The 15,510-nt window shown below is 72.6% G+C and carries 12 protein-coding genes; 9 read left to right on the top strand and 3 right to left on the bottom strand.

The genetic code is table 11. From position 1 onward, the window contains the following. Nucleotides 1-5 precede the first annotated feature (5 nt). The 4 genes from pcaG (at nt 6) to OG381_RS38950 (ending at nt 3,910) form a co-directional block, all read left to right on the top strand. Entirely contained in the window at nt 6-611 is a 606-nt protein-coding gene (gene pcaG, locus OG381_RS38965) for a protocatechuate 3,4-dioxygenase subunit alpha (protein WP_327720674.1), read from the top strand. Then, complete coding sequence (gene pcaB / locus OG381_RS38960) at nt 608-1,939, top strand: 3-carboxy-cis,cis-muconate cycloisomerase (protein ID WP_327720673.1); 1,332 nt, start codon at nt 608-610, stop codon at nt 1,937-1,939. The genes pcaG and pcaB overlap by 4 nt, the downstream gene beginning before the upstream one ends. Then, entirely contained in the window at nt 1,936-3,054 is a 1,119-nt protein-coding gene (pcaDC, locus tag OG381_RS38955; RefSeq protein ID WP_327720672.1) for a bifunctional 3-oxoadipate enol-lactonase/4-carboxymuconolactone decarboxylase PcaDC, read from the top strand. Before pcaB ends, pcaDC begins: the two co-directional genes overlap by 4 nt. Nucleotides 3,055-3,118: 64 nt before the next feature. Further along, entirely contained in the window at nt 3,119-3,910 is a 792-nt protein-coding gene (locus OG381_RS38950; RefSeq protein WP_327720671.1) for an SDR family NAD(P)-dependent oxidoreductase, read from the top strand. An 80-nt stretch (nt 3,911-3,990) separates the two neighbouring features. On the opposite strand, the gene OG381_RS38945 is transcribed toward OG381_RS38950, so the two are convergent. Continuing rightward, on the bottom strand, nt 3,991-6,675 hold the full coding sequence (locus tag OG381_RS38945) for an ATP-binding protein (protein WP_327720670.1): 2,685 nt from the start codon (nt 6,673-6,675) through the stop codon (nt 3,991-3,993). A 245-nt stretch (nt 6,676-6,920) separates the two neighbouring features. Here OG381_RS38945 and OG381_RS38940 point away from each other — a divergent pair, with 245 nt between their 5' ends. The 3 genes from OG381_RS38940 to OG381_RS38930 are packed head-to-tail and all read left to right on the top strand — an operon-like array spanning nt 6,921 to nt 10,351. After that, nucleotides 6,921-8,129 (top strand): MFS transporter, encoded by a 1,209-nt coding sequence (locus OG381_RS38940; protein ID WP_327720669.1) that lies wholly within the window; start codon nt 6,921-6,923, stop codon nt 8,127-8,129. Nucleotides 8,130-8,133: 4 nt separating this feature from the next. Further along, a complete protein-coding gene (locus OG381_RS38935) occupies nt 8,134-9,288 on the top strand; it encodes an anhydro-N-acetylmuramic acid kinase (RefSeq protein ID WP_327720668.1) in 1,155 nt (384 codons plus the stop codon). Between the two features lie 58 nt (nt 9,289-9,346). Beyond that, complete coding sequence (locus OG381_RS38930) at nt 9,347-10,351, top strand: DUF2510 domain-containing protein (RefSeq protein WP_327720667.1); 1,005 nt, start codon at nt 9,347-9,349, stop codon at nt 10,349-10,351. 146 nt (nt 10,352-10,497) lie between these two features. Here the strand turns inward: OG381_RS38930 and OG381_RS38925 are convergent, their stop codons facing one another. Further along, nucleotides 10,498-11,112: a TetR/AcrR family transcriptional regulator gene (locus tag OG381_RS38925; RefSeq protein WP_327720666.1), complete on the bottom strand. Its 615-nt coding sequence runs from the start codon at nt 11,110-11,112 to the stop codon at nt 10,498-10,500. A 224-nt stretch (nt 11,113-11,336) separates the two neighbouring features. On the opposite strand from OG381_RS38925, the gene OG381_RS38920 reads away from it, so the two are divergent. Next, on the top strand, nt 11,337-12,143 hold the full coding sequence (locus tag OG381_RS38920) for a phosphatase PAP2 family protein (RefSeq protein ID WP_327720665.1): 807 nt from the start codon (nt 11,337-11,339) through the stop codon (nt 12,141-12,143). Continuing rightward, nucleotides 12,140-13,144: a hypothetical protein gene (locus OG381_RS38915; RefSeq protein WP_327720664.1), complete on the top strand. Its 1,005-nt coding sequence runs from the start codon at nt 12,140-12,142 to the stop codon at nt 13,142-13,144. Before OG381_RS38920 ends, OG381_RS38915 begins: the two co-directional genes overlap by 4 nt. Nucleotides 13,145-13,160: 16 nt before the next feature. Here the strand turns inward: OG381_RS38915 and OG381_RS38910 are convergent, their stop codons facing one another. Next, nucleotides 13,161-15,212, bottom strand: coding sequence for a phosphocholine-specific phospholipase C (locus tag OG381_RS38910; RefSeq protein WP_327720663.1), 2,052 nt, complete (start codon nt 15,210-15,212; stop codon nt 13,161-13,163). Nucleotides 15,213-15,510 lie beyond the last annotated feature (298 nt).

Here is a 15,510-nt window from a genome sequence, read left to right as displayed (position 1 = left end):
CTGCCATGACGAGGATCGACACGAGCCGTCCCGAGACGGTGCTGCCCACTCCGTCGCACACGGTCGGGCCCTTCTACGGCCACGCCCTGCCCTTCCCCGGCGGCGGCGACATCGCGCCCGTCGGCCACCCCGACACCATCGCGGTCCAGGGATACGTTCACGACGGCGAGGGCAAGCCGCTGCCGGACGCGTTCGTGGAGCTGTGGGGCGCCGACCCGGACGGCAACGTACCGACGGTCGACGGCTCCATGCGGCGCGACCCGGCGAGCGGCGGCTTCCTGGGCCGCAACGGCGTGGAGTTCACCGGCTGGGGGCGCGTCCAGACCGACGCCAACGGCCACTGGTCCGCGCGGACACTGCGGCCGGGCGCCCGCGGGAAGAGCGCGCCGTATCTCAGCGTGTGCGTCTTCGCGCGCGGGCTCCTCGTGCACCTCTACACCCGGATCTATCTCCCGGGTGACGACGCGGCGCTCGCCGCCGACCCGTTGCTCGCCCGGGTGGACGAGGCGCGCCGGGGCACGCTCATCGCGACGGACGACGGCAAGGGGACCTACCGTTTCGACATCCGCCTTCAGGGCGAAGGCGAGACGGTCTTCCTGGAGTTCCAGTGACTTCTGCCGAACCCGACGCCGGTCTGCTCGCCCCCGGGTGGGCCGGCTCCCCCGCCGCCTCCGCGACGAGCGACGCCGCGTATCTGCGCGCGCTGCTCGACGCGGAGGCCGCGCTGACCCGCGCCCAGGCGACGCTGGGCCTGGCTCCCGAGGAGGCCGCCACGGCGGTGACCGCGGCCGCCCGGACCGGGGACTTCGACGCCCGGGACATCGCCGTACGCGCGCGCGGGGGCGGCAACCCGGTGATCCCGCTCGTCGCCGACCTCACGAAAGCGGTCGGCGGGCAGTACGGGCCGTACGTCCACCGGGGCGCGACGAGCCAGGACATCATGGACACGGCGACGGTGCTGGTGGCCGTGCGCACGCTCGACCTGGTCCGTGCCGACCTCGGGCGGACGGAGGCGACACTGGCCCGGCTGGCCGCCGAGCACCGGGACACCCCGATGCCGGGACGCACCCTCACCCAGCACGCCGTGCCGACGACCTTCGGGCTGAAGGCGGCCGGCTGGCGGTCGCTGGTACTGGACGCACGGGACCGCATCACGGCGGTACGGAACGCGCTGCCCGTCCAGCTCGGCGGTGCGGCCGGGACCCTGGCCGCCTTCACCGCGTACGGCGCCACCGACCCGACCGCGCTGCCGGCGGCGTACGCCCGGGAACTCGGCCTTCAGGCGCCCGGGCTTCCCTGGCACACCCTGCGCACCCCGATCGCCGATCTCGCCGGATGTCTGGCGTTCACGGCCGGAGCTCTGGGGAAGGTCGCCACGGACGTGCTCACGCTGGCCCGTACCGAGATCGCCGAGGTCTCGGAGGGCAGCGGGGGCGGTTCATCGGCGATGCCGCACAAGGCGAATCCGGTACGGTCCACGCTGATCGCGGCCGCGGCCCGGCGGGCACCGCAGCTCGCGGCCACGCTGTACGGGTCGCTGACCGCGGAGGACGAGCGGCCGGCCGGGGCCTGGCACGCCGAGTGGGAGCCGCTGCGGGACCTGCTCCGGCTGGTCGGCGGCGCCGCCCGGGACGCCGCCGAACTCACCGAAGGGCTACGGGTGCACGCGGAGGTGATGCGTGAACACCTGGACCTCACCCATGGGTTGATCGTCTCCGAGCGGCTCTCCGCCGAACTGGCACCGGTGCTGGGCCGGGCGCGCGCCAAGTCCCTGCTGACCGAGCTGGCCAGGCGCACCTATACCGAGGGCCGCAGCCTCGGCGAACTCCTGGCGGAAGAACCGGAGTTGAAGGGCCTCGACCTCGACAGTCTCGCCGACCCCACCCGTTACACGGGGGCCGCCGCCACCCTCACCGATCGCGCTCTGGAGCGACGTTGACCGAGAAACTCCTCAACCACCTGACCGAGGGCCCCGCTTCCGCTCCCCCGCTGATCCTCGGACCGTCGCTCGGGACGTCGTACGCCCTGTGGGACAAGGTCGCGCCCGAGCTCTCCGTCAGCCACCGGGTGGTCCGCTGGGATCTGCCGGGGCACGGCGGCAGCGCGGCCGGTCTGATCGGTCCCGGCGCCGCCGTCGGTGGCCTCGCCGACCTGGTGCTCGCGCTCGCGGACTCGCTCGGCATCGAGCGGTTCGCGTACGCGGGGGTGTCGCTGGGCGGCGCGGTCGGGCTGCACCTGGCCGTGCACCACCCGCAGCGGGTGTCGTCGCTGGCCGTGATCTGCTCGTCGTCCCACTTCAACGGCTCCAGGTCCTGGGAGGAGCGGGCCGCGCAGGTCCGCGCCGAGGGCATGGACCGGCTCGTGGAGAGCGCCGACGCCCGCTGGTTCACCCCCGGTTTCACGGTGCCCCGGCTCGTCCGGGACCACCGGGACGCCGACCCGGAGGCCTACGCCGCCTGCTGTGACGCACTCGCCGCCTTCGACATCCGGGAGCGGCTGGCGGAGATCTCCGCGCCCACCCTGCTCGTCGCGGGCCGGGAGGACCCGGCGACCCCGCCGGCGCATCTGCGGGAGATCGCGGACGCGGTGCCGGGCGCGGCGCTCGTCGAGATCCCCGGGGCCTCGCATCTGGCGGTGGCGCAGTGCCCGGAGGCCGTACTGACCGCTCTGCGCGCACACTTCGACGGTGGCGCCAAGCGGGGCATGGAGGTGCGGCGCGAGGTGCTCGGCGACGCACACGTGGACCGGGCGCAGGACCGGCAGTCGCCCTTCACCGCGCGTTTCCAGGACTTCATCTCGCGCTACGCGTGGGGCGAGATCTGGACCGACCCGACGCTCAGCCGCCGCGAGCGCAGCATGATCACCCTGACCGCGCTGGTCGCCCACGGGCACTACGACGAGCTGGCGATGCATGTCCGGGCAGCCCGGCGCAACGGTCTGACGCCGGACGAGATCGGCGCGGTCCTGCTCCAGACGGCCGTGTACTGCGGAGTTCCGGCGGCCAACTCGGCGTTCGCCGCCGCGCAGCGCGTGCTGGCGGAAGAAGAAGGGTGACCCTGCCGGTCGTAGCCTCGACAACACCACGCACATGCCTCCGCAGCGGGCCTACGGTGGAGGCATGTCCACCATTCTGATCACCGGCGCCACCTCCGGGCTCGGCCGCCACCTCGCCTTCGAGCTGGTCCGCTCCGGCCATGTCGTCCTCGCCCACGGCCGCGATCCGGGCCGTACCGAGCGGCTCGTCGAGGAACTGCGCACCGAGGGCGACGCCGAGGCGTTCGTGGCCGACCTGGCCTCCCTGACCGAGGTGCGGGAGCTGGGCGCGCGGGTCGCCGACGCCCGTCCCGACCTGGACGTACTGATCAACAACGCGGGCGTCGGAGCGGGCGCCCCCGGCACGGGACGCGAGGTGAGCGCCGACGGCCACGAACTGCGGCTCGCGGTCAACTACTTGGCGCCGGTGACGCTGACCCGTGCCCTGCTGCCGGTGCTGCGCGCGAACGCGCCCACCCGGATCGTCAACGTGGGCTCGGTCGGCCAGGACCCCGTCGACTTCGACGACATCGAGTTCCGGCGCGGGTACGACGGCTTCGCGGCATACCGACGCGCGAAGTTCGCCCTGGCGGCCCATACCTTCACCCTGGCCGAGGAGTTGGCCGGTACCGGCGTCGCCGTGAACGTCCTGCACCCGGCGACCTTCATGGACACCGGGATGGTACGCGAGGGCGGGTTCGCGGCCCTGAGCACCATCGCGGACGGCGCCCCGGGTGTACTGGCCCTGGCGACACAGGACTTGGGGACGGGCGGCTACTTCGACGGCACGAGCAGGGCACGGGCACACGAGGGAACGTACGACAGAGAGGTACAGAAGCGGTTGGCGGCGGTCACCGACCAACTACTCGCGCTGTAGCGCCCCACAGGGGCGCGGGGAACTGCGCGACAAGCCACAACGGGCCCGCAGCCGCCACACAACCGCGACTGCCGAGCTCTCTAGCGCAATCCCCGACCCGTCTCCAACACGTCCCGCGCCTGCGCGACCAGCCCATCCGCCCCGCACGACCGCGCAAGCGCCAAGCCCCGATTGATCTCGGCGACAGACCGCGCGGCGATCCCGTACTCCACCCGCGCGGCCGCATGCTCGTACTGGCACGGCGAGGACTCCAGATACGTCACCGCCTGGGACAGCAACCGCACCGCCCGCTGCCCCGTCTCCAGCGCGGCAGCGCACCGCAGCGCCTCCCCGATCGCCGTGTCCGTGCCGAAGCGCTCGGCGCGGCGTCGGGCGTCGGAGGCGAGCTGGGCCGCGCGGACCGGGTCCGTCGTGGCGAGGGCGCGGGCGAGGTCGAGCGCCCAGGGGACCATCACCGGGTTGAGGTGGCTGCGGGCGGTGGCCGCCTTCTCCGCGGCCTCCAGCTCGTTGACCGCGTCCTGGGTGCGGCCGACGGCGAGCAGCAGCCGGCCGCGTACGGACTGCGGATCGGGCAGCACGATGGTGGACGGATAGGGCGGGGCGAAACCGTACTGTTCGGCGGCCTCCCAGGCCTCGTCGACATGGCCGCGGGCGAGCAGCGTGTCGACGAGGTTGCACGTCGCCGACCAGTACAGGGGCAGTCCCCGCCCGACGCGCTCGGCGATGCGCAGGGACTCGCGCAGCGTGGACTCGGCCTCCCTGAGACGGCCGCGGCGGCGGTGCGCGAAGCCGAGGAAGGCGTGCGCGAGGGCGAGGTGGCCGCCGCTCCAGCCGGCCGACTCGTAGGTGCGCAGGGCCTCGGTGAACATGCTCTCGGCGCGGTCGAGCCGGTCGGTGTAGGTGTAGGAGCTGGCGAGCATCATGAGGATCTCGAGGCCCCACTCGGTGTCGGTCCAGCCGAGTCCTGGTGCCAGGCGGCCGTTGACGAGGGCGCGGTCGCTCAGCTCGACGACGATCTCCGCGTTCTCGCCGTGGGTCATGGCGTCGAAGCCGCGCAGGATGAGCAGGGCGCGCTCGGAATTGTCGCGCCCGGTGCAGGTCCCGGCGAGTTCGGCGAGCCGCTCGGAGCGCCCCGGGGAGCTGGTCTCGCCCGCGTGGATGCCCTCCCACATGTACTGGACGGCCCGCAGCCGCAGCTGTGCGGGCCCGGGTCCGAGCCGGGCGGCCTCCGCCTCGACCGTGCGGACGGCGTCCTCCAGCTGGTCGTTGTGGAGCAGGGCCTGGGAGAGGCGGAAGACGGCTTCGATGCGTTCGGCGCCGTCCAGGCCGGGCATGGCGAGCGCGGACTGGAGGTGGTCGACGGTGACGGCGGGCGCGGTCAGCAGGGTGGCGCAGCCGAGTTCGTAGAGCACGCGCGCGTGGGTCTCCGGACGGGGCGGTTCCCGCAGTGCCCGTTCCAGGCAGCGGCGGGCCGCGTCGGGGGCGCCGACTGCGACGTGTTCGCGGGCGGCCTCGCGCAGCTGCTCGACGAGCTCCTCGTCGTCGTCCGGGTGCACCTGGAGCAGGTGGCGGGAGGCCATGGCGGCGCCGAGTCCGGAGTCGGCGACGACCTGGGCGGCGATGCCGTGCATGGCGGTGCGCAGGGCGTCGGGGATGGAGTTGTAGACGGCGGTGGCGATGAGCGGGTGGACGAACTCCAGGTCCCCGTCGTCGGCCGGTACGACGGCCGGGTCGGGTTCGGTCAGGATGCGGGCGTTGCGCAGGAGTTCGGCGCAGCGCACGGCGTCGGCGCGGGCCATGGTGGCGAGCTTGGCGACGAGGTCGACGGAGATGCCGGTGCCGAGGATGGCCGCCGCCCACGCGAACCGGGTGGCCTCGATGCCGAGTCCCTCCAGGCGGGCGACGAGGCCGCCGCCGCGCGCGGAGCGGTTCAGGGCGCGCAGTTCGCAGGCCTGGGCCTCGACGGGTTCGAGTTCGCTGTCCTGGACCTTGGCGAGGAGTTCGACGGTCTCGTAGGGGTTGCCGCCGGTGACGGCCCAGACCTCGCGGCAGAACGGGGCGTCGGCGTGTGCGCCGAGGGTGGCGCGGGTGAGGCCCGCGGTGGCGTCCGGGGTGAGGGCGCTGAGCGTGGTGACCGGGCCGCCCGCGGCGGCGGAGACGGCGTCGAGGTGGCGGGCGCTCTCGCCGGTGACGTCCCCGGGGCGGCGGGCCACCACGAGCAGGACGGAGAGGTCGTCGAGGCGCTCGGCGAACGCGGCGAGCCAGCGCAGGGTCTCCTGGTCGGCCCAGTGCGCGTCGTCGATCACGAGGACGAGCGGCCAGTCGCGGCGGGCGAGCCGGCGCACCGCGGCGACCAGACCGTCGCACACGCCCTGCGGGTCGGCCTGGCGCTCGCCGGGATCCGCCACGCCGAGGGCGGGCCCGGCGATGTCGTACCAGTCGCCGAGATACTCGCGCGCCTCCTCCGGCATCAGGGAGACCAGCGCGGGCTGGAGCAGTTGGCGTACGACGTTGAAGGGGACGGACCTGAGGGTCTCGCCGCCGCGGGCGGACCAGACGGTGCAGCCGCGCGCCTCGGCGATCCGGCGCGTCTCGGTGAGCAGTGCGGTCTTGCCGAGTCCCGCCTCGCCCCGGAACACCAGCAGGCTGCCCGCGGAGGACCGGTCCGCGCGCAGGATGTCGATCGCCCGCTCCACGGCGGCGACCTCCTCGTCGCGCTCCCAGAGGGAAGGCGAGGCGGCCGGCGTGGGCCCTTCCTCCGTCATCCCGTTACCTCCCCAAGTCGCCCTAACGACGTACAGACCTCGAGCGTAGCCGTCCGATTGGCTATGTGGAGGGCGGTCCGGACAGCTGTTGCCCCGACGGGTGACAGCGGTGTCGGACAGTCGACGCATCAGGCCTGTGGCCTGCCGTCCCCTGCTGTTTGACGGATGGTCAAAAACCGGAGGAGGAGCCCATTTTCCAAGATCGGAAGACAGGCCGCTCGCGCCGTGCGCTGGTCGCGGGGTCGGTGGGCAACTTCATCGAGTGGTACGAGTTCGGCGTCTACGGCTATTTCGCCACGATCATCGCGGCCCGCTTCTTCACCCCGGAGGGCGGCAGCGAGGCCGAGGCGCTGGTGAAGGCGTACGCGTCGTTCGCGCTGGCGTTCTTCTTCCGGCCCGTCGGCGCGGCCCTGTTCGGCCGGCTCGGCGACCGCGTCGGGCGGCGTCCGGTGCTGATCCTGGTGATCGTGCTGATGACCGGCGCGACGACCCTGATCGGCATCCTGCCGACGTACGCCCAGGTCGGCGCACTGGCTCCCTGGCTGCTCACGTTTCTGAGGGTGCTTCAAGGGCTGTCGGCCGGTGGGGAGTTCGGCGGGGCGGTGTCGGTGATGACCGAGTTCGCGCCGCCGGGTCGGCGCGGACTGTACGGGTCGTGGCAGTCGTTCACGGTGGCGCTGGGCCTGCTGGGCGGTGCCGGGGCGGCGGCGCTGCTCGCCACCGTGCTCACGGAGCGGCAACTGGCCGACTGGGGCTGGCGGCTGCCGTTCCTGCTGACGCTGCCGCTCGGGCTCACGGCGCTGTGGCTGAGGCTGCGGCTGGACGAGACGCCCGCGTTCCGGGAGGAGCACGACGTCGAACGGCCGCCGGTGCGCCGGGTGGTGGGTGCCGTCGCGCTGGGCGCGGGACGGATCATGGGGTGGGCGGCGGCCGGTTACACCTTCCTCGTCGTGCTCCCCTCGTATCTGCAGAGCACTCTGAACGCGAGCTTCCGGCAGGCGCTGGTCGCCACCGTGCTGGCCAACCTGGGCTTCGCGGCGACGATCGTCCCGGCCGGGCTGCTGAGCGACCGGGTGGGGCGGCGCCCGGTGATGCTGACCGGGGCGGTCCTCGTCACGGTCCTGGCGGTACCACTGCTCAACCTCCTTCAGGACACCGGGACTTCGCATGCGGTGAAGGGCGTGGCGGTGTGCGGCGCGGGTGCCGTGGTGGGGCTGATGGCGGGGCCGGGTCCGGCGATGCTGGCGGAGCTGTTCCCGACCACCGTGCGCTACACGGGCCTGGGACTCGCCTACGCCCTGTCCAATGCGGTGTTCTCGGGTTGCGCGGGGCTCATCATCACCAAGACGGTGGAGCGGACCGGGAACGTGGACATCCCGGGGTACTACGCGGCGGCGACCTGTGCGGTGAGCGTGCTGGCACTGGTCAAGCCTCCCGGGCGGAAGGCGGGTTGAGCGGATGCGGGTGATCGGTCTGATGTCCGGGACGTCGTACGACGCCATCGACGCGGCGGCGGCCGAGCTGGACCTCGTCGGGGACAGCCTGGTCATGAGACCGCTGGGACAGGTGAGCGCGTCGTACGACGACGAACTGCGCGAGGCGCTCGCGGCGGCTCTTCCGCCGGGGACGACGTCGATGGCCGAGGTGTGCCGGCTGGACACCCTCATCGGGCAGGCGTTCGCGGCGGCGGCCGTCCGGGCCGATCGTGAACTGTGCGACGGGCGAGCCGAGTTGGTCGCCTCGCACGGGCAGACGGTGTACCACTGGGCCGTCGGCGGTCAGGTGCACGGCACGTTGCAGATCGGACAGCCCGCCTGGATCGCCGAGGCGACCGGGCTGCCCGTGGTCGCCGACTTCCGGCCCCGCGACATCGCCGCCGGCGGTCAGGGCGCCCCGCTGGTCAGCCTGGTCGACCTGCTGTGGCTGCGCGGCCGCCCGGGCACGCCGGTCGCGCTCAACCTGGGCGGCATCGCCAACCTCACCGCGCCCGACGGGACCGCCTTCGACACCGGCCCCGGGTGCGCCCTGATCGACGCGGCGGCCCGGGGGTTCAGCGGCGGGCGCCTGGCGTACGACGCCGACGGGGCGCTCGCCGCTCGCGGGACCGTGCACGGGGCGCTGCTGGAGCGGCTGCTCGCGGAGCCGTACTACGCGCTGGCACCGCCGAAGACGACCGGCAAGGAACTCTTCCACCTCGGGCATCTCCAGGAGGCCCTCGCGGGGTGCGGGACGCTGTCGGCCGAGGACGTCGTCGCCACGCTGACCGCGCTCACCGCCCGGACGGTGGCCGACGCGGTCCGGGCGGTGCGCGCGACGGAGGTGATCGCCTCCGGCGGCGGGACCCGCAATCCGGCGCTGATGCGCATGCTGGCCGCGTCCGTGCCCGGCATCGCGCTGCGCACCTCCGACGAGCTGGGGCTGCCCTTGGACGCCAAGGAGGCGTACGCCTTCGCCGTCCTCGGATTCCTGACCGCGCACGGACTGCCCGGCACCGTGCCCGCGAGCACCGGCGCCCGGCACGCGCGCGTCCTCGGATCGGTCACTCCCGGCCGGGACGGACTGCGTCTGCCGCCGCCCGCGCGAGAGAAACCTGTACGACTCGTCTTGGGTTGACCGGAATTCGGTCCGCCCCTCTCATCCGGCTTTCACCGACGCCTCATACGGTGGGGGCATGACGCAGGTGACTCCTCCCGGGTGGTACCCCGATCCCGGACAGACAAGTGACGGTCCCGCCACCGAGCGCTGGTGGGACGGCAGGGCATGGACGGACCAGACCCGCCCCGCGGGGTCGGCCGCCCAGTGGGGTCCCCCGACGCAGACGCCCGCCGAGGGGGCGTATCCCGCGTATCCGGCCTATCCCGGTCCGCCGCCGGCCGGCGGACGGCGCGGTCTGCGCACCGGCATAGCCGTGGCGGTCGCGGTCGCGGTCCTCGCCAGCATCGGTGTGGGCGTGTGGGCGCTGGCCGGCCACGACTCGGGCGGCGGCAGCACCTCGCAGCAGGGGCCGGGCGGCGGGCCGGGTGGCGCCGGGGGCCAGGACGGTTCCACGGGTGGCCAGGGCGGGCCGGGCGGGAACGGCGGTCCGGGTGGCTCCGGCGGTTCCGGCGGGGCCTCGCCCTCGCCCGGGCAGTCCGAGGCGCCGAAGATCGAGAGCGGTTCGGTGACCGACGCGATCAGCGGGATCAGCATCCCGATCCCGGACGACTGGTACGGCCAGCAGATCCAGGCCGGCGCGTCGGTCACGTCGAACGACTCCTACGAGTGCCCCGGCGACACCTCCCAGAACTGCACGAAGGGCGGTGCGTACTCGGCTCCCGCGGCCCTGCTGGGCACGGTCGGCTCGACGGCCGAGCAGGTCGCCAAGGCGGACATCGAGGCGAACGCCGAGCAGTCCTACGGCGGCAAGACCTACGGCGCGATCACCTCGCACGACGTGCTGGCCTCCAAGGCCGTGACCGTCGCCGGGCAGAAGGGCTACCTGGTCCGCTGGAAGGCGGTCACCAGCAAGGGCGCCGACGGCTACGTCGAGTCGCTGGCCTTCCCCTCCCCCGCGAACGCGCGGCAGATCGTCGTCGTGCGCTTCGGCGTGGACGTCGGCGAGAAGCAGTCCGTCATCGACGAGATCACCAAGGGGATCAAGGTGTCCACGGGCGGCGGCAGCGGCCAGGACGTCTGACACCCCCGGGAAACCCGTCGGCCGGGTGGGGCGCCTCTCCGCTCAAGAGGAACCCCACCCGGCCGGAGGGTGCGCGCCGCCCCCGTCCCCACGGTGCGGCGCGAGCAGGTCACCGTCCAGTCATCCCGTGGACGGCGGCCTGGGTCTTATGTGAGCCCCAGTGCGGGCAGCACCGCGGCCTCCACGAAGCAGACCAGGTACTGCGGATCGGCGTACTCCCCGTCCACGATGGGCCGCGCCCGGATCACGCCGAACATCTGGGCCGGGATGTACTCCAGCGCCGGATGCCCGGCGGCGACCTCGCCCCGGTCGACCCCGCGCTGGAGGATCTCCTTCAGCGACGCGATCTCCGGGTCGACGAGCGCCTCCCGCAGCGCCTTCGCCAGCTCCGGGTCCTGCGTGACGGCGTGTCCGAGGGCCTGGAGCAGCTTGGTGTCGCTATTCGACCAGCGGCCCGCGGCCCGCGCCACCTCCCGCAAGTCGTCCGCGAGCGATCCTGTATCGATGCCGTCGAACTTCGACTGGCGCCGTGAGCGCAGCGCGGCCACCACGAACTGCGGCTTGGTCTTCCACTGCCGGTAGAGCGTGGACTTGCTGCACCGGGTGCTGGCGGCGACACCCTCCATGGTCACGGCTTCATAACCGCATTCGCGGACCTGTTCGAGCACGGCGTCGTAGAACTCCTGCTCACGCTCGGGCGTGATCTTGGAGCGGCGCGAGGCGGCGACCGTCTCCGGTCCGTCCGCGGCCTGCGACGTCATCAGCTCTTCTCCTCGTTCGAGTGGGGCTTGAGCGACTTCATACAAGGTGGTGCGGGGCTGCTTCCAGTGTGGCGTACGTCTATCGATACGTGAGTGTACCGGTACACGACCGTATCGGTACACTGGCGTATCGGTACGCACCCGTATCGATGAGCGCGATGAGTTCGCCGCACCAGACGAGTCTCCAGCTCAGCCCGCACCACCGTCAGCGAAGGGGCCGGGGGATGAATGCCCGCACCGAGCCTGCAGAAGCGGAGACCCGCGCCATAACGCGGCCGCCACTCGTCCGTGAGCTCCTGCTTGTCGCAGGACTCTTCCTCGTCTACAAGTTCGGCCGTCAGCTGGCGAGCGGACACACCGGCGAAGCGTTCCGCAACGCCCGCCGCGTGTGGGACCTGGAACGCGCCGTCCACCTGCCCGGCGAGGGCGACGTACAGAATCTGCTGCTGCACGGCGACACTCTCGTGCACATCGCCAACACCTACTACGCCACGATCCACTTCCCGGCCACCGCGGCCTTCCTGGTCTGGCTCTATCTGCGCCGGCCGGCGCACTACGTCTGGGCCCGCCGGGTACTGGCCGCCGTCACCGGTGCCGCACTCGTGGTGCACCTCGTCTTCCCGCTCGCCCCGCCGCGCATGCTCGCCGCGACGGGCCTGGTGGACACCGCGCGGCTGTACGGACCGTCGGTGTACGGCCCGCCGCAGACCGACCATCTGTCGAACCAGTTCGCGGCGATGCCCTCGCTGCACTTCGGCTGGGCCCTGATGGTGGCGATCGGACTGATCGTGGCCACCCGGTCCCGCCGGCGCTGGCTGTGGCTGCTGCATCCGCTGCTGACACTGACGGTGATCGTCGGGACCGCCAACCACTACTGGCTCGACGCGATCGTGGCGGCGGCCATGCTCGGCATCGCGCTCGCGGTGATCCGGCTGCCCCGGCGCACGACGACGACCGCGGGGCAGCCCGGGGAAATTCAGGAGACTGTGGCACCGGTCGAGGAGAACGTCCTGGTCGGAGCGGGCCGATGAGCGCCACCGCCCTCGCCGTCATCCTGTCCCTGTTCTCGGCCGTCGCCTACGCGGGCGCCGCCGTCGCCCAGGAGCGGCTGGCCTCCCGCAACCCCGGTTCGGGGATGCTGCGGCTGCTCGGCTCGGGCGCCTGGTGGTGGTCCGTCGCCCTCAACGCCTCCGCCGCGCTGCTGCACGTGGTGGCCCTGAAGTACGGCCCGCTGACGGTGGTCCAGCCGCTCGGCGCGCTCACCCTGGTCGCCGCGGTGCCCATGGGCGCGCGGGTCGCCGGGCGCCGGGTCAGCGCGACGGAGTGGCGGGGTACGGCGTACACCCTGATCGGGCTGGCCGCGATCCTCGTCACGGCGTCCGGTCCGGCGCCCGACGACGTGCTGAGCATGCCGGAGGCGCTGGCGGTCGCCGGTGTGACGGCCGCGGCGATCGGCCTGCTGACGCGCCGGGGCACCCGTCCCGGCCTGCGCCACGCGTCCGCGTCGGGCTTCGCCTCCGGGGTCGCCTCGGCGCTCACCCAGACCGTGACGGTGGCCGCGACCGACCGCTCGGACTCCGTGCTGAGCGTGCAGGTCATCGGCGTCGCGCTGCTCGTGGCGGCGTTCGCGGCGGGCGGTCTGCTGCTGTCCCAGGTCGCCTACCGGGGCGGCCTCGGCGCGCCGCTGGCGGTGGTGACCCTGGCCAATCCGGTGGCGGCCGCGCTCATCGGACTGTCATTGCTGGGCGAACGCCTCCAGGGCGGCGCGACGGGCATCCTCCTCGCACTGGCCGGGGCGGGTCTCTCGGCGTGGGGTGTGGTGCTGCTGAGCCGGGTGGCGCCGGACGTGGTGGCGGTGGATCAGGCCTACGACGAGGTGGTCGCGGCGGATCAGCCGCTCGACGACGCCATCACGGTCTCCGATGCCGAGCACCCCGTCGCGGCCGTCCTGGCGCTGGAAGCCGCGAAGGTGCCGCCCGAGTCGATGCTGATGCCCCGGCAGCCCGACCCGGGGCACCTCACCTCGCTCTGACCCGGACGGGTCCGGCCTACACGGTGATGATCGCCGGGTCGCTCACCCCGGGCCGCCCGTTCTCGACGTGCCCGGCAAACCTCCGCAGGAACGCCGGGTCGGAGTCGGACGTGACGGTCAGGTCGTACCAGCGCCGACTCGCCGCGAGGTCGACGCAGTGCCGGACGGTGGTGCCGGGCCGCACGGTGATGGTGCGGACGCGGCCGCCGTAACCGCTGGTGACCTTGAGCCGGGCCGCCTTGGCGCCCTTGTTGGTGAAGGTCAGCTCGATGTCGTCACCGGTGTGCCGTGCGGTGATCTCGGGTCCGGCCGCCTTGTTCGCGCCCTTGAAGGAGCGCACGAAGCCGTTCGGGCCGTGCACGGTCAGGTCGTACGAGCCGCCGGAGTACGCCGAGTTCCAGGTGTCCGCGATCGTCTTGCCGGCCTCCGTGGTGTAGGTCCACGGGCCGTCGGTGCGGTTGCCGGAGGTGACGTGGAAGGCGGCACCGGCCTTGGCGCCGGAGGCGAACGTCAGCGTGACCTTGCCGGCCGCCGCGTCCACGGAAGCGTCCACGTGCGGGGCATATTTGAGGGGGCGGGACGGGCGCAGACCGCGCTCCTGCCGGGGCATGTCCGGATCGGCGGGCGGCGTCGGCCGGTAGTCGGGGTGGCGCTCACGGTCCTGCGGCTCGTACTCGTCCGTCTCCGGCAGCGCGGCGGGGCGGCTGTCCTTGCGGGAGAAGTCGAAGGCCGAGGTGAGGTCGCCGCATATGGCCCGGCGCCAGGGCGAGATGTTGGTTTCCCTGACGCCGAAGCGGCGCTCCATGAACCGCAGGATCGAGGTGTGGTCCAGGGTCTCGGAGTTGACGTAGCCGCCCTTGCTCCACGGCGAGACGACCAGCATCGGGACCCGGGGGCCGAGGCCGTAGGGGCCCGCCGGGCGGTTGGCGTCTCCGGGGTAGAGGTCGGGCGAGACGTCGACGGTCGACTTGCCCTGCGCCGGGGACTTCGGCGGGAGCGGCGGCACCACGTGGTCGAAGAAGCCGTCGTTCTCGTCGAAGGTGATGAACAGGGCCGTCTTCGACCAGACCTCCGGGTTGGAGGTGAGGGCGTCGAGGACCTGCGCGATGTACCAGGCGCCGTAGTTGGAGGGCCAGTTGGAGTGCTCGGAGAACGCCTCCGGGGCGGCGATCCAGGAGATCTGGGGCAGCGTGCCGGCCTTGACGTCGGCCTTCAGCCGGTCGAAGTAGCCGTCGCCGTTCTTGACGTCGGTGCCGGTGCGGGCCTTGTCGTACCAGGGGTCGCCGGGCTGGGCCTGGCGGTACTTGTCGAAGTACAGCAGCGAGTTGTCGCCGTAGTTGCCCCGGTAGGCGTCCGCGATCCAGCCCCAGGAGCCCGCCGCGTCCAGGCCGTCGCCGATGTCCTGGTAGATCTTCCACGAGACGCCGGCCCGCTCCAGACGCTCGGGGTAGGTCGTCCAGCCGTAGCCGGCCTCGTCGTTGCCCAGGACCGGGCCGCCGCCGGTGCCGTCGTTGCCGGTGTATCCCGTCCACATGTAGTAGCGGTTCGGGTCGGTCGAGCCGATGAACGAGCAGTGGTAGGCGTCGCAGACGGTGAAGGCGTCGGCGAGGGCGTAGTGGAAAGGGATGTCCTCACGGGTCAGATAGGCCATCGTGGTGGTGCCCTTCGCCGGCACCCACTTGTCGTACTTGCCCCCGTTGTAGGCCTGGTGGCCGTCGGTCCAGCCGTGTGGCAGGCCCTCCAGGAACTGCATGCCCAGGTCGTCGGCTTCCGGGTGGAAGGGCAGGACGTCCTTGGTGCCGTCGGACTGGTGCCAGATCGGTTTGCCGTTGTCGTGCCGCACCGGGCGCGGGTCGCCGAAACCGCGAACGCCCCGCAAGGCGCCGAAGTAGTGGTCGAAGGAGCGGTTCTCCTGCATCAGGACGACGATGTGCTCCACGTCCTCGATCGACCCCGTGCGATGGTTCGCCGGGAGCGCGGCGGCGCGCTGGATGCTGCTCGACAGCGCGGTGAACGCCGAGGTGGCGCCCGCGAGTTGAAGGAACCTGCGCCGGTTGACTTCGGGCATGGGTGGGTACTGCCTCTCATCCAGGGGTGCGGATGGCCGGAACATGACGGAATGCGCGCGGTGCGAGTGTTCCAAGAGCACCAAACGTCAGGGAAGGGTGCGGTGGCGCTCGTGTGAAAGTCAGCGGTACGGGAGGGGTGGCGGGCCGGGGACCCGGGGACGGGGGCGCGGTGCTGCCGCTCGGCCGTACCCCGCGTGGGGCCGGGCGGCCGAGTCGCGTGCCGCCTCCCACCTGACCTGCCTTTTCACGGAACGTCTTCCGCCTGGCAGAAGCCGCCTTGCCGAGCCCCCGCACACC

The organism is Streptomyces sp. NBC_00490, from assembly GCF_036013645.1.
Classification (GTDB): Bacteria; Actinomycetota; Actinomycetes; order Streptomycetales; family Streptomycetaceae; genus Streptomyces; species Streptomyces canus_F.
Note: the sequence above shows the minus strand (reverse complement) of the source record. Positions and strands in the feature narration are given on the sequence as shown.